Source organism: Microcoleus sp. T3_A4, assembly GCF_036700465.1.
Classification (GTDB): Bacteria; Cyanobacteriota; Cyanobacteriia; order Cyanobacteriales; family Microcoleaceae; genus Microcoleus.
Map to the genome: position 1 here is coordinate 159,802 of NZ_JAUBOY010000003.1, position 14,023 is coordinate 173,824.

Consider the following 14,023-nt stretch of genomic DNA (forward strand, 5'->3'; position numbering starts at 1 on the left):
GGACGAACCGGCAAGTGGGTAAATTTAAAAACCTACCGTAACAACTAAATAATTTAAACATTTAGTATGTTTCATCCCTTTGCTTGAAGTCTTCTCTTTTTGCTTTTTTATGTACAGTTAAACACAACACATTGAACTCTAAAGCCATGACTAACAAAAGAAATGGATTAACCGAAAACCCAATTAATACCAGTCCTGATAATAGTACCACTACAGCCAATATGAATCATACAACTGCATCAAGTGAATATACCCCCAATAATGATGACGATAACATCAATTCCCCTATTTCCCCTTCTCCAAACCCTTCCCCTTCTGACGATGATATTGATGAAAACTTCATTGCTAATTTCGACCCCAATGCACCCCTAACACTTGAAACTCAATATCAACTCGCTCAAGATGAGGAAAGACCACTGCCCCCGCCTGTTTCCGAAAGAGGCGTTCCTAGAGCAGTGACAATGCTGCTGTTGACTGGTGGAATACTATTGCTAGGACTGCTAATTTGGCAATTTATCAAGCCTAAATCACCTCGCGAACCTATCGCACAATCAACACCAAAAGAAAGCTCTTCTGGCACCATTAAAGATGAAAAACCGGAGTTGCTGGCTAAATTAGCTTACCAAGACCAACAAAAACTGTTAGCCGAAAAACCGCAAAAAACCGCAAAACCCAAAACAGAACCGTCGCCCAAACCGTCAAGAACCCCACGAACTCCGCGAACTCCGCGTCTAGTCGCTACCCGGAGCGCTGCACCGCCACCTACTCCTCTACGCGAACCCCTACCCGCACCCCGAACAGTAGTGCGGACGGTAACAGTACCCGCACCCATACCTCAAAGAGTACCCTCAAGAACACCCGCACCAGCCCCCATACCCAAACCGTTAATACCCCCACCTTTAATTCCAACTCCAACAGAAGAAAAAATCGACCCGTTTGAGCGGTGGAACCAACTCGCCCAACTCGGACAAATTAGGGGAAATTTTGACCCTAACCGAATAGCGAATGCCGTGAGTGCAACACCAAGCACTCCAGCGACAACAAGTGCTACCGCCGCCGCTCTGACAAAGCCAGCTCCCACAACTGAATTCCTAACAGTCAATATCGGCAACCAAAAGTCGCCACCCTCATACGTTTCTTTCGAGCAAATCCCAGAAAAACTATATAGCCACCCAAATAACGCCAGCGGGGAAAGGCTACACCCGGAGTTTCCTTATGGAGGGGACAGCCTCGAAACCACCGACAACTCCCAAAACCCCACTAACCAATTAACTCCGGCTCCCCTTTCCCCCCAAATAAGTTCCGATTCTACCGATAACCCAATCGAGACGGAGGCTCGACTGAGCGCTCGTCCAACGTCCTTGCCCGCCGATACAGAATTTCAAACCCTTTCCCCAGAAACTGCTCCAGAGGCTTCTGCCTTAACAAACTCCCCAACCCTAGAACAAGTAAATTCCCCAGGGGCAAAAGGCATTCTCAACCGCACGCCCCAAAGTTCCTCAACCTCCCAAACAGCTCAGGTTCCCCTTGGAACCACAGCCAACGGCATAGTTTCGGTTCCCCTGTTGTGGGATGAAGGCTCAGGCAAACAGCTTTACGACAAATTTGCTGTCACCCTCACAGCCGACGTAACGGCAACTGACGGCTCTATTGCTTTTCCTGCCGGCACAGTTGTCATTGTCAAAGCCAACACCGTCAGCAAAACCAATCGCATGGTACAAGCTAGTGCTGTAGCGCTCGTCTACTCTGATAGAAACGGTCAGATTAAACAGCAGCCCATTCCAGAAGGCGCAATTTTGATTGCAGGAGAGGGCTCTGGGCCGCTGATTGCTTCAGGCTACTTCGACCCTGGTTCCGATATTGCCGGACAAGATATGCTCACCGCAGTGCTTAGTGGAGTTGGACGAGTCGGGCAAGTATTCGCAGAACCTAAAGTCAGGAGTTCTAGCAGTATTAGCGGTGGGTTTGGGGGCAGTACAACCACCGTTGAAAGTCGAGACCCCCAAATTTGGTCAGCCGTCCTCGATGGCTTCTTCAGCCCCCTGGCAAAACGGATGGAAAGCCGCTCAGATAGAGCAACTGAAGAACTTTTAAACCGCCCCAATGTAGCTGTGGTTAATAAAGGAACCCCGGTTTCTATTACTGTTAACAGCTTTCTCAACATTTACCGATAACCAAACCGTCGGTAAACGGTTAAGTCGCCCCAACGCGACTGCGGCGATTAGTAAAGGAAATCCCCGTTTCTACTGTCAACAATTTTCTCCACATCAACGAATAACTGCCATGACGAATCGCATCCAATCCCCAAGAATGCTTTCCCTCGGAGGGCTTTTGTTCACAGCAGTGTTCGCTACTGCAAGCTACCCCGACTGTGCTTTTGCTCAATCAAGAGTAACAGGCTATCAAACTGTGGGTCGAGATATTGCCGTCAATAGTGCGATCGATATTTTAGTCTATCCCGGTCGCGCGAGTGCGATTGACTTCAGCTCAACCGATGAAGCTCTCGCCTACGTTTTAATTGCCGACCCCTCAAAAATAGTTTTCAGCACCGATGCACAGTTGGCAAGCGGCCAAGCCAAAACTGTTTTCTTGCGTCCCATTCAAGCGCTCAATTTTCCGGGAGCTACCACAGCTACCATCACTAACCTTTCAATCAAAACTGTAGATTCAAAAGGGAAACAGCGACTTTACAACTTCAACATCGTTCCTACCAACAAAGAACCCGAACACTTAGGAATTCGCATCGCTCCCCTCACCCCAAGAATGTCGCCGACTGTGAACGTTGATAGAGGTCGCGCACCCTCTGCATCAGATGTCGAAAAAGGATTGCTGATTGCCATTCAAAAAGGCTACACAACAGCCAACGACCCAGTAGTCTACAGCGTGCGACAATTTTTAGCTCTGGTAAGAAATCAGAATCTATCGACGGCCGATGCTGCTGCACGAGCCGGAGTAGACTTGTCTGTGATTGTCGAACTAGCCAAAATAGTTTTTGAAGAATCAAACTAGCGCTCACACAAACCTACTCATATCTAACTCATGTTAGGCAGAGTTAGGCAAGTGCATTCGTTCCGGGGTCAAGCACAGAGCGGGATAAACGGCGAGCCATCAATTTAAAATCTCAAATCTCAAATTGTTCCAATTACCCATTACCCATTACCAGTCAAGAGCGGTTTTAAGCACACAACTTGGGTTAGTTGAGATGCCAATCATCTCCTTAATACTGCCCGCGCTGAGTCAGGTGGGAACCAGTTGTTTTCCTAACCGCTCGCTCTGAGAATTTATGGCTTTTGACTGATTCAGATTCGTTTGAGGTTGCGCTACTAATAGGGATTAGTCAAGGAGCATAACGAGAGTGAGAGGGGATGGTAACCCAGAAGAGGAGAACTCTTCTACGGATGGTGTTGCTCCCCTCTGAAGAAGAACGTTTTTTTCCTCATTCCCACTCCCTTTTTTTAATCAATGTTCCGCCCAAAAAGCTCAGTTCAAAAAAAGTCTGCCCTCCCGCTGCGCGTTGTGCTTACAGTCCCCAACGCTCTTCTAATTTCAACCTTACTATGTCTGACGGGATGGCTTTCTTTTCAAACAGGGCGGCAGACAATGAATGACGTAGTTGCACACCTATTGGGAGAAGCAACGAGCCGTATCTCTGACCGCCTTGACAACTACTTAAAAGAAGGGGTTGGGAAAGGAGAAGGGACTTACAATCAAATTCCAATTGGTTCGGTAAACCAACTTTCCCCAAGTCAAACAGCCGGAGTCACAATCAAACAAAATGGGAAAAAAAATGGGTCAGACTCTCCAAAGACAATATTCCGTCAACAAAAAACAAATCCTGCTTTTCCCACCCCAACCTCAACATTCAACTTGAACGATTTCCTCATTAGCCCTAACTGTCAAGCCTTTATCTTAGACCGTTCGGGACGTTTAGTGGCTCGGAACGAGGTAACTGAACCAAAACCGTCTATTTCTGTTGACGGACTGCAGCGAGAAAGCATCCAAGCTCTGCAACAAAAAGTAATCCAGCTTTCAACAGAGTATTTGCTTAAACATTATGGCAGCCTCGCTGCTATTAACAGCAGCCAAAATCTTAACTTTACTGCCAGCAACTCACTATACTTGCTACAAGTCAGACCTTTTAAAAACCCGAAAGGCTTAAATTGGCTGATTGTGGCAGTTGTACCCGAAACCGACTTCACCCAAAAAGTTCATGCCAACACCCGCAACACTATTTTGCTCGTGCTACTGGCTTTGGTTCTTTCTATCTGCCTTTTGCTGTCCATTTCCCTAAGAATAGAACAGCGGCTGCTGCGGTTAATTTCGGCAACAGAGGCGATAGCTGGTGGCGACTTCGACTCAACAGTTTCAGGTAGCGGTATTGCCGAACTCGAAGCCCTAGCCTGTGCTTTCGAGCGCATGAATTGCCAGTTAAAAGCATCTCGCCAGCGGTTAGAAGAATATTCTGGCGATTTAAAGCGGCAAGTTGCACAGAAAACAAAGGAACTAAAACAAGCTAAAATTGCCGCCGAAAGTGCCAATCGCGCTAAAAGTACCTTTCTGGCCAATATGAGCCACGAATTGAGAACGCCTCTGAATGCGATTATCGGCTTTGCCCACCTCCTTGTGAACTCTAAAAAAACTGCACCGGAACAGCAGTCGAGTTTAGATATTATCAATCGCAGTGGCGAGCATTTGTTGAAACTAATCAACGATATTTTGTCGCTGTCCAAAATTGAAGCAGGTCAAATCACCCTCGAAGAAACTGCTGTTGACTTGTACAGTTTGCTCTCGGACATAGAACGGATGTTCCAACTCAAAGCTCAGTCGTCGGGATTGCAACTTGTTTTTGAACTCCGGAAAGATGTACCGCAATACGTCCGAACTGATGAAAGCAAGCTGCGCCAAGTTTTGATTAATCTGTTGGGTAATGCTGTTAAATTTACTGAGGCCGGTAGGGTGAAGCTGACTGTAAAATGCCTTCAGTCTATGGCAAAAAAACCGTTACCCAAATTCTTTCTCCAATTCTCTGTGAAGGATACAGGCCCAGGCATTGCGCCTGATGAGGTTAGCCGTTTGTTTAAGCCGTTCGTGCAAGCTTCTGCTGGCAGAAAATCGCAAACGGGAACGGGTTTGGGATTGCCAATCAGTAACTCTTTTGTGAAGCTGATGGGTGGCGAGATTAAGGTCAAAAGTTCTGTGGGGAAAGGTACGGTTTTTAGTTTTTACATTAAAGTCAGTCATGCAACTAAGAGCGAAGTTTATGACAGATTGCCGCAAAAACGAGTGAAGGGGTTGGCACCTAACCAACAAATATATCGCATTCTGGTAGCGGATGATGAGTCGGCAAATCGGTTGCTGCTAACTCGGATATTGAAGTCGGCTGGCTTTCTTGTGTGGTTCGCGGATAACGGAACCCTGGCTGTTAAATTGTGGCGAAAGTACAAGCCGCATTTAATTTGGATGGATTTGAGGATGCCTGTTCTAGACGGCTTTCAAGCTGCTCAAAAAATTCGAGCACGGCCGAACGGTTCTAACACTAAGATTATTGCTTTGAGCGCTAATGCTTTTGTTAAAACCCAGGAACTCGCCATGTCGAACGGCTTCGATGACTTTGTTGCCAAACCGTTCCGAGAAACAGTAATTTTTGAGAAGATGGCGCTTCATTTGGGTGTTCGCTATATCTATGAAGAGGAGTCGTCTAGGAAGTCCGAACAGGATGAGCCTGCCCAGCAACTGACTTCTAAGTCGCTGTCTGTGTTGCCGAGGGAGTTGATTGAGAAGCTTTATAAAGCAGCCGCTTGTGGAGACGAGCAAGCGGTAAGGCTGTTGATTGAGCGAATTCCCCTGTCGCAGAAGTCTCTTGCTGCGGCTTTGACTAAATTAGTTGACAATATGAGCTTAGATATTATCAGCGATTTAACTCAACACTACCTTTGAACGAACCCCACCCAAATCCAAGATTATGAGTAGGGACTGCGCTGAACATCTCTAGTTCAATGATAACTGCGATAGTTCAATGATAACTGCGATAGTTCAATGATAACTGCGATCGCAGTTAGTTATCAGACGCGGTTCTCAAAGTTCTTTCAAGGATTAGTTTACAATAAGCCGCAGTCCACTAATATTGTTTAATCAACACGTTGAGTGAGCGTGCTTAAAAATAGATGAGCAAAATTATTGCGCTGTTCAACCAGTCAGGCGGTGTCTCCAAAACCAGTTTGACAATGAATTTAGGCTACCATTTGGCGAAGCGGAAGCAAAAAGTCTTGTTAGTAGATATGGACCCCCAAGCCTCGCTTACCGCCTTCATGGGCTTGGAGCCATCTGAGTTACAGGAGACTGTCTACGAGTCTATTATGAACGGTTCTGACGCGGCGCTCCGCAAAAACCTTCACAACATGGACTTGCTCCCTTCTAATATTAATTTGAGCGGAGCAGAGCTGGAACTGGTGGTGGCTGACATGAGAGATAGTCGGCTAAAAGAAGTCATTGACCCCCTTAGCTCAAACTATGACTTCATATTGATAGACTGCCCTCCTTCGCTAGGCATCCTATCCTATATCAGTCTAGTTGCATCCACTCACGTCTTAATTCCGATTCAGACTGAATATAAAGCTCTCAAAGGAACCGAATTGCTGTTGCAAACCATTGCTCGCGTCAGGAAACGCGCTAATCGGAAATTGCAGATTGCCGGAGTGATTCCGACGCTGTACGATCCCCGTACTGTACAAGCTTTTCAAAGTTTGCAATCAATTACTACTTCTCTGGAGAAGATTGCTGCGATTTACCCCGCCGTCCCTCGGACTGTCGCTTTCGCCGATGCGTCACAGCAACACGTACCTCTGGCCGCGTACAATCCAAAACATCCAGCCGTCGCTGTACTCGATACTATTGCACAAGGACTCTTAGCTCTGCGATGAATCAAAAGCGCGACAATCAGCCTTATCAAATCAAAGGGGTTGAGGCTCTATTAGGAACCAGCGACAGCGAAGATGCCGCATCCTCCCTAGTCTCCATAGACACAATTGTCTTGCCCCAGCAGCAGCCACGCCGCTATTTCGATCCGACAGCCATGCAAGAACTGGTGGAGTCAGTCAAGCAGCTAGGAATTCTGCAACCGCTCCTGGTACGCCCAATAGATGGCAACAAGTACGAATTGGTGGCTGGAGAACGGCGCTATCGAGCCGCTTCGTCGTTAGGTTTGACTGAGATTCCTGTTGTGATTCGGGAACTAACAGACACAGAGGCTCTGCAAATTGCACTGCTGGAGAACTTGCAGCGGGAAGATTTGAATGCGATTGAGGAAACCGAAGGGATTCTGCAATTGCTGGCAATGAAATTAAACTCTACCTCCTCGTCAGTTATTGCTTTGCTCGGAGCGGCCGCGCACCCAGAACGCGCTGGTGTGGATAACGTTATCCACAGCTCCGAGTGGGAAATAGTAAGCGATATATTTGCACTCGTCGGGAAGTACACTCCAGAGAGTTTCCGAACTAATCGCCTCCCCTTGCTGAACCTGCCAGATGATGTGATTGGAGCGCTGCGGAAAGGACGGATTGAGTATACCAAAGCCAGAGCGATCGCCCGAGTTAAGGATAGCTCAGAGCGATCCCAATTGTTAGAAGAGGCGATCGCTCTCGACCTCTCCCTGACCCAAATCAAACAGCGCATTGCCGATTTAAAAGCGAAAAGTACAGGGGAGGCGACTGCACCAAATCACTCACTTAAAAGTCGCGTAGATACAGCTTTGCAGCGAGTGAAAAAGTCTAAGGTTTGGGATGACCCCAAAAAGCAAAAGAAACTAGAGAAGCTGTTAGCTGAACTGGAAGCTTTGGTGGGTGAGGGATTGGAAAAATGAAGCTAATTTTAAAGTAAAACAACAGAAGCCTACACTGTGCCTTGCGGGTACAATGTAGGCTTCTGTTGTTTTAGGAAAACTCCAAAAACGCTCTAAATTCCTTGGGCTGAACACGCCTTTGAGGCGGTTTTTATGGGTTTAAAGCGAACGACCTCAAAAAAGAGCTTTTCGAGGCGTAAGGTTGCTGCAATCCGATCGGCTGCTGGTGTCCGATCGCTACAATATGTCAAATGGGTTCTATAGCAGTCGTCATACTGCTATAGACAAGGTAGGGTTCATGAATGACCCCTACCAGACTTTGTGTTCTAACCGACGAAAGCGGTTGCTATATTTGTGAACTGCGAGTGCGGCGCAAGAAATAGGTTGAACAATTTATGCCTGATGAATTTCCCATCATTATTGTCACCCCTCAAGCTTACGAACTCTCCAAGACTGAGGCAATGGGAAGCAAGTATAAGTTTTGGTTTGAACACCCAGAACTCGGCCGCTGCCTGTACAAACAAGCAAGACTTGATTTAGGCGAAGATTGGGCAGAAAAAGTGGCCTCCGAATTGTGCGAATTACTGGGAATTCCTCATGCTAATTATGAACTGGCTGCCACGAGTGAGGGGAATCTCGGTGTAGTCTCTTCTTACTTTTTGCCTAACGGTGGCACCCTCGTTCACGGTAACGAACTTCTTACTCCCATCGTGCCAAATTACCCCACCTTTGCAACCTACAACCTGTCACAACATACAATTGATCTAGTGTTGAGAATTATCTCTGATGAATCTGTGAACTTACCATTGGTTGGACAGTACCCAGTGGCATCCAAAAAGCTGTAGAAGTGTTTGTCGGCTATCTTCTGTTAGATGCGTGGATTGGCAATGGCGATCGCCACCACGAAAACTGGGGTGTGGTCCGAAATAAGGCAGTGTCTACCACATCTGAAACAGCACACCTAGCGTCGGCTACATCTGAAACAGCACACCTAGCACCCACTTACGATCACGCTTCTAGCTTAGGCCGTGATCTCTCTGATGAACAAAGGCAAAAACGCCCAGTAGAAACTTATGCTAACAAATGTTTCTCAGCGTTTTATGGCAGCGTTGATGACAAAAAGCCCCTCAAAACTGTTGATGTATTTGACTGCGCTGCACGTCGCTATCCGAATGCAGCGCATATATGGCTTGAGCGACTTGAAAGTATCTCAAAGGCGAGTATAGTGGATATTTTTCATCGAATTCCTAACACTCGTATCTCACCGATTGCAGCCGAGTTTGCCCAAAAAATTATTGAATTCAATCAACACAGACTGCTTAACTTGAGGAAAACGCTACCGTGAAAACACACTCAACGCTTTTTTTGGCTTGGCAAGATCCAAACAGCCGTTCCTGGTTTCCCATTGGCAGGCTAACATTTGACGGAACCAACTACCAATTTACCTACACGCAAGGCGTTTTAGAAGCTCAACAGAAGTGCGGTTTTGAACCCTTGCCCTCGTTTCCGCGCTTAGGTGAAGTATATACATCAACCTACTTATTTCCCGTATTTGCTAATCGGTTGATGCCGAAAAATCGCCCCGATTACTCAAGTTTTTTTCACTGGCTAAATCTGACTCAACATGAAAGCGATCCAATTGCCATGTTAGCCCGCAGCGGTGGGCGGCGAGAAACAGATACTCTAACTGTTTTTCCCATTCCTGAGCCAGATTCAGAAGGGCGGTATCGCCTTCACTTTTTCTTGCACGGACTGCGGTATTTGCCACAGGGTGCAATTGAGCGAATTAACCGCTTAGAGACAGGAGAAAAGTTGTGGTTAGCTCACGAATTTCAAAATCATTATGATTCTAAAGCCTTGACTTTAAATACAGAAGACCACTACATTGTCGGGTATTGTCCGCGATATTTGAAGAGTGAGATTTTTGAACTTCTCTTGAGGAATCCTAGTTTTGTAGAAGTGCGTGTAGAGCGAGTAAATCAACCGCCAACACCGTTTCAGTTTCGCCTGCTGTGTAATATAACTACTCAATGCTATAATGACTTCCGCCCATTTTCAAGTCATGAATATCAGCCGCTCAGCAGCTCTTAGGTACTGGAAAACCCTTGCAACTTCGAGTTAGACTCCTCTTGGCAAAGTTGAGCCAAACATTCATCACCGCAAGTCGCTCAGGAGCCTTTTCGCAATCCGGCTTGCTCGATCGGCGCTTTCTTCCCCAATCCGGTCTCACCGGAGTGCTACTGATGTTGACTCCCGCTCCCACGATCCATTCGTAACAGGCTTGACCCTCAAAGAGGATAGCTCTTGGGTGCTGAAAAGTCCCTGCAAAGATCGGGATTTACTCAGTTGCAGTTCTTTGCCCCACAATGTCCGACCTCTTTGCTATTATATGAGGGCGTTGGTTGCTGACCCTGCTGCTGCTTGAGATGAGGGTAAAAGGAGAATCGGATAGCAATTTTGTAAACCAGTTTCGTAGGTGCTTGGGAATAAAGTGTACTCTATTCACCAGCAATCTGCTGTAACTTTAAGCTCGACACTGACCTCCAGAGATGATTAATTATTTTTTTTGAACATGAAATGATATTTTAAATCATTCTACTTGTATGAGAATAATTCATCCCCTTAACCAGTGAACAATCCGCAACCAGTTCTCATAAAAGAAGGAGCTAGTCCCCGTGAAAAATGAGTTAAAAGAAGACAGGAATGAACTGGCGAGGCTGGATTATAGCGACTGGCTAGCAAAAACTATTGACGAACTGAATCGAGAAACCGGAGCAGCACTATTTTGCTTAAAACAAGATATCCCTTCAGGAAGATTTAGGTTAATTATAGACATTCATTGTTTGGCTTTTCAACTCGCAAAAAATCAAGAATTAAGACCTCCATTAGAGCCAGGAGAAAAAGCCTATAAAGCGACAATAAACATGGTTGAAAAATGCCGTGAAACCTTCGGAGAAAAAATTCAAGAAATCAAAACAGCTTTATCAAATAGATTAATCGAGGCCATTAGGAAAGCCCACGCTTCGTTGCCCGATCGAGAAAGCTCTGAAGTGACCATTGATGAGTTAATCGAGTCAATGCTTGTACCCCTGGCATCAATGCCAAAGCAGCCCTCCTTGTTTGCTTGGCAATTCCCTTCGATGACTGGATTGAGTTCGCATGATTTGACCTTGGCTTCTGAAGTGGCGACTCCTACAATCAGGAGCCACAAAGTAACAATAGAAATAAATAGTGCAACTCGCTTCCGCGAATTTGTGGTGACTGGGCTGGAAAATTATGTTCAATTTTTGAAAACAAAACAGGACTTGGATTATCCTGATTATGTAATTCAAAATGTGAGAACGAGCATCGAGTCACTCAAAACTAATGGTTCTAATGAATTATGCCAACTTGAAAAGTTACTCAATCAAGAAACAATCGGTCGCCTGAAAAGAGAGGCGGAAGTAATTTACTTGGAATACTGGGCCAATATAATTGGTGAAGATTGCGCTCGCGTTAGAGACTCGAAGCAAAAAAGTAAGTTAATACATCAGTTTACCCTTCAAGGGGAAAAAGAGCCTCGCGAAATATCGCTCGACGAAGCCTCATTTTATTTGAGGGACTACAGCCGGCGTCTTAGATCACTGGAAAAATTCATCAACGACAAAAAGAAACCAGAGGCTTATTACGAAGTAACATACCAGGGCATACTTGTAGACATCCAAGAATTATTTTCTGGGCGGGATGCCTTCTCGGAGTTACCTCTTTTAGGTAAAATCGATGGCTGTATTGGAGAAACAGAAGACTCTCTTCAGAGTATTACCTCAATAACTTTTGGACTCAAATTCAAATTAAACGGGCGCGTCAGTAATCCGGTTCTTTTCAATTCTTCATTTTTGTATGGGATTGAGATGATTAAGCCGGATTCACAATTGCATAACTTTGACGATCTAACGCAAGAGGGGTGCAAGAAACAAATTGAGAAAATACTTAAGTTTTTCGTTCTTTATTACTTTGCATTTGCTTGTCCCAACCCTCTTGCGCCAAATTATTGTTACCAGGAAGTGCTCAATTTTGATGTAATCAAGCAATTTACCGAAGAAGTATTACCTCAGTTGAAAGAAGACTCTCTTAAGAGTGATGAGGCTAAGAAAAATTTAATGAGAAAGTTTGTTGGTCAAATGAGTGAATACTTAGTTGCTGACAAACTGGAAGCTACGGTCAAGGCTCTTAAGGAATACTTAAAAACGGAAAAACTGGGGTTTTCTGCCGAAAAAAATGTAAATATAGGGCTGTCACGAAAACTGCTCCTGTCAGACTTGAGCGAAATCAGCAATAGGACTAGATTCTTCGAGAATGAATTGTCGGAAGATCTGAAGAAATGCCTCAAGTATGTTTTCATCTCAGCACAGGGGGCAAATAAAGACGCCATCATCCAGTTTCCTGTAGCGCTGATATTTAAGACGGATAACTTCTACCGGACGGGTAAGCAGCGCGAGTTCGACATGAGCTATCAAATTTGCGATATTCAAATGCTGCCTGTATTCTATAATTTTGTAATTCAAAATACAAGCCAGCAATTCGAGCGGGATAAAAAGAACATCGATATGCTCGCACGATTAGGTGGGAAACGTAACTTGCCTCAAAATGCTGATGAAGCATCTGAATACATGAGTCGCCTTGTATTTCCTGGTTCGCTAATAGAATTTAAAGTGCGTGAAATTGCTTTAGAACAAGCTCCAGAAAAGGAGCGTTTCATATACGAACTTACTTGGCGAACATTGGGATTTATAATATTAGATATTCTGACAGTTCAAGTGCGAAAAAATAAAAAAATATTTATAGGTCAGTGGCTGCTGCACCAAACACCAGAAGATCAAACAACCCAGCAGGAAGAATTTATTCATCAAATGGTCGAGGAATGGAGTTACGTATTGAGCGACTCCTTGTTGATTAATTCTCAAGGAATAGTGTTACCCACGATTAACACTTATAAATTTACAAATGCTAAGCGTTCGCTCTACTCAATATTGCCACAGGAATTCAAATTTAAAAATAATAACAATAGCACCATAGAGCCATTGTTAATAATGATGGTTTCAAGCAACAAATGCGACGCCCGTTCCTCACGTTGGGGAGAAAACTACATTGCCAATTTGACGGGTGAAGTTGTGGCAGTGGAGCCTACAGAAACAGGTCTAAAAGTGAGGATGGTGAAAACTCTGGCGGGAAATTACAGAGGGGATGAACTGCATCGCTGTCCAGCAGTGCTGGGCGACACAATTAGCGATATGTATCTCAAGGGGTTTCGCCACGTTATATACATAGCTAACACTCCCTTTTCTGAACACCTGCGCGTGACTGACCAACAAAATGAATTGTTCTTCATGTCGCCGGAACTCATCAAATACCTCAAGATTGCTGATGACTTGGTAATATATCCGGTTCTGTACGACAGTTACAGCGCCTTGCGGATTGATGGGGTACCGAACGAAGAGACTTTGTACGTTCAGGACGTGCGCCAGTTGAGTAACGTATTTAATGACCCCAATCGTTCCCAGGTAGTATTTTTCAATTTGTTCACCGGAAAAGCTGTAGAGCGAGATCGTATTTTCTACAACACTGTGACAACTTATTCTACCTTGCTCAACGCCCACCCTGGCGACGTAATTGACGTGAATAAGGTAATGGACGGTCTCATCAAAGAGGGAGAACTAAAAAATAACCTCATGCTTGGGTTAACGCTCTTGCATTATTCAAAATACGAAAAAAGCCAAACTAAGGCAGAGAAATCGTTCCTCAAACTCGACCCCCTAAATGATATTATCGGCGACAAAGCAATTGGCAGGTCAGCAGCAAAAAGTCGGCACTGCATCTCTTCGGTGCAAATAAATTCTCTCGCATTTCTCACAGAAGTGTACAACGCATTGATAGTTCCAATTTCTGAAGATAATGCGATTAATAGCAACATTAATCTATCTCACTCCTCTCTCTTGCTTCTCGATGAAATTAAGAATTACTTAGTAGAGCGTGAAGTAAGCGCTCCCGATGAGCTGCCTCAACATTATGTTGACTGCTTGGTTGAGTCCTATTCCAATCCGATGCTTAAGGAGCGAGTTGAATCGATAATCGCTCCCCAGTGGTGGGTTATTAGCAACGGCGGTATTGTCCCGTTTTAAAGGATATGTAAGTTTTAGAGGATCTGTA

The 14,023-nt window shown here is 45.1% G+C and carries 9 protein-coding genes; all 9 read left to right on the forward strand.

Annotated elements, in window-relative coordinates; all coding sequences use genetic code 11:
* Positions 1–146 precede the first annotated feature (146 nt).
* The 9 genes from QUA07_RS02815 to QUA07_RS02855 all read left to right on the forward strand — a co-directional run bounded on the left by QUA07_RS02815 (position 147) and on the right by QUA07_RS02855 (position 13,995).
* Complete coding sequence (locus QUA07_RS02815) at positions 147–2,174, forward strand: hypothetical protein (RefSeq protein WP_333322475.1); 2,028 nt, start codon at positions 147–149, stop codon at positions 2,172–2,174.
* Between the two features lie 109 nt (positions 2,175–2,283).
* Positions 2,284–3,009 (forward strand): hypothetical protein, encoded by a 726-nt coding sequence (locus QUA07_RS02820; protein WP_333322477.1) that lies wholly within the window; start codon positions 2,284–2,286, stop codon positions 3,007–3,009.
* A 591-nt stretch (positions 3,010–3,600) separates the two neighbouring features.
* Entirely contained in the window at positions 3,601–5,937 is a 2,337-nt protein-coding gene (locus QUA07_RS02825) for an ATP-binding protein (protein WP_333322479.1), read from the forward strand.
* A gap of 227 nt (positions 5,938–6,164) precedes the next feature.
* Positions 6,165–6,920, forward strand: coding sequence for a ParA family protein (locus tag QUA07_RS02830; RefSeq protein ID WP_333048754.1), 756 nt, complete (start codon positions 6,165–6,167; stop codon positions 6,918–6,920).
* Positions 6,917–7,858 carry a ParB/RepB/Spo0J family partition protein gene (locus QUA07_RS02835; RefSeq protein WP_333322481.1) on the forward strand — a complete coding sequence of 314 codons (942 nt, stop codon included), beginning with the start codon at positions 6,917–6,919 and terminating at the stop codon, positions 7,856–7,858. The genes QUA07_RS02830 and QUA07_RS02835 overlap by 4 nt, the downstream gene beginning before the upstream one ends.
* A gap of 374 nt (positions 7,859–8,232) precedes the next feature.
* Entirely contained in the window at positions 8,233–8,682 is a 450-nt protein-coding gene (locus QUA07_RS02840) for a hypothetical protein (protein ID WP_333322483.1), read from the forward strand.
* Between the two features lie 2 nt (positions 8,683–8,684).
* On the forward strand, positions 8,685–9,182 hold the full coding sequence (locus QUA07_RS02845) for a hypothetical protein (RefSeq protein ID WP_333322485.1): 498 nt from the start codon (positions 8,685–8,687) through the stop codon (positions 9,180–9,182).
* Positions 9,179–9,928: an HIRAN domain-containing protein gene (locus tag QUA07_RS02850; RefSeq protein ID WP_190663952.1), complete on the forward strand. Its 750-nt coding sequence runs from the start codon at positions 9,179–9,181 to the stop codon at positions 9,926–9,928. Before QUA07_RS02845 ends, QUA07_RS02850 begins: the two co-directional genes overlap by 4 nt.
* Before the next feature lie 584 nt (positions 9,929–10,512).
* A complete protein-coding gene (locus tag QUA07_RS02855) occupies positions 10,513–13,995 on the forward strand; it encodes a hypothetical protein (protein ID WP_333322488.1) in 3,483 nt (1,160 codons plus the stop codon).
* Positions 13,996–14,023: the final 28 nt, after the last annotated feature.